This is a genomic window from Nitrobacter vulgaris (assembly GCF_002028545.1).
Lineage (GTDB): Bacteria > Pseudomonadota > Alphaproteobacteria > Rhizobiales > Xanthobacteraceae > Nitrobacter > Nitrobacter vulgaris.
Genome location: NZ_MWPQ01000086.1, coordinates 1 through 1291 on the forward strand (window position 1 = coordinate 1; position 1291 = coordinate 1291).

At 59.4% G+C, this 1291-nt stretch carries 3 protein-coding genes; all 3 read right to left on the reverse strand.

Annotation, left to right across the window (positions count from 1 at the left end; all coding sequences use genetic code 11):
• Nucleotides 1-257, reverse strand: a 257-nt coding sequence (locus tag B2M20_RS18650) for a transposase (RefSeq protein WP_201789048.1), incomplete at its 3' end; no start/stop codon positions are given.
• A 71-nt stretch (nt 258-328) separates the two neighbouring features.
• Entirely contained in the window at nt 329-688 is a 360-nt protein-coding gene (gene tnpB, locus B2M20_RS18655; RefSeq protein ID WP_009800277.1) for an IS66 family insertion sequence element accessory protein TnpB, read from the reverse strand.
• Entirely contained in the window at nt 685-1206 is a 522-nt protein-coding gene (gene tnpA, locus B2M20_RS20625; RefSeq protein ID WP_079448504.1) for an IS66 family insertion sequence element accessory protein TnpA, read from the reverse strand. The genes tnpB and tnpA overlap by 4 nt, the downstream gene beginning before the upstream one ends.
• Between the last annotated feature and the right edge of the window lie 85 nt (nt 1207-1291).

Here is a 1291-nt window from a genome sequence, read left to right on the forward strand (position 1 = left end):
GCTGGCGGAGGCGGAAGGCTAGTTTCGACGCGCGCAAGATCGGCGTTGAGGTCTTCGAAGCCGAGTTGCAACTGCTCGTCATCGAGCCGCTCAGCCCGGCGGCCGTACTGGTTGCGCTGCAGCCTCTTGATGATGAGATTGAGCCGTTCGATCTCGGCCTTCGCCTTGCTGAGGCTGATGCGCTCGGCTACAAGCGAACGCACCAGCTTTTGCAGCGTCTCCACGTCGTCGGGCAGTGCGGCGAGATCGACGTTCATACGAGAAGAATCTAACTGACTCGCACCGTTCTCGCCGCATTTCTTGCATCATCGAGTCAATCGGTCGCAGATCATCCGGCAATTGCCGGACGCCAGCGTTGCTCAGGCGCGCGCCAATCGACACCTTCGATCAGCAGCGACAGCTGTGCTGAGGTCAACGACAGCGTTTCGCCAGGCGCAATGCTCGGCGGCCACAGAAAGACGCCGTGCTCGAGCCGTTTTGTGAACAGGCAGAAGCCGGTGCCATCCCAGTAGATGATCTTGATAAGGTTGGCCCTGGTGCGACCTCGGAAGACAAACAGATGTCCGGTAAATGGATCCTGGTGCAGGACGCCTTGCGCCAGCATCGCGAGACCGTCGATGCCTTTGCGCATATCGATGTAGCCCAGAGCCAGGTGCACCTTTACGTTTGGAGGAAGCAAGGCCGTCATGGCATGGCCCTCTCGGCCGCAGGTGTCGCTCCGTCGGCGATCTGCACAGTGACGAAGCCCAGCTCTTTCGCTGCGGCAACGTCCTGCTTCCATCGGCGCAGAACGCGCGGAGCGATGCCGTAGCGGCGCGAGATCTCGCTGCCGCTCGCGCCGGACCGTATCATCTCTTCAAGAATCCAACGCTTGTCGGCTTCGCTGAACCGTCGCCGATGCCCTTCACGTGGTCTTGGAACAATGGGCTCCGCTGCCGTCGAGGAGGGATAAGACCCCGGACTTACGAGGGGACTTAACGGCGGACTAAGGGGAGGACTTAAGGGGCGTCGTCGATACAACAGCTTCCGCTTGGGCGGCTGTGGCTCCACTTTAAACAACGATCGCCAGTTGCCAAACGCCTTGAGCGGAATGCCGTGCGCTTCACAATACTGACGTTGATTCAAGTCGCTACGCGTCCATGCCTCGTGATGTGCCCGCCAAAAATCCTCGCCTTGACGCCTCCACCCTCGATGTTCGCTCGTCATGCTGTTCTCTCCATCTTCAAATTGAAGACAGGAACAGATCGGGGTCGCTAACGATCGAACAAGGGTGCGAGAAATGGACGCTTAC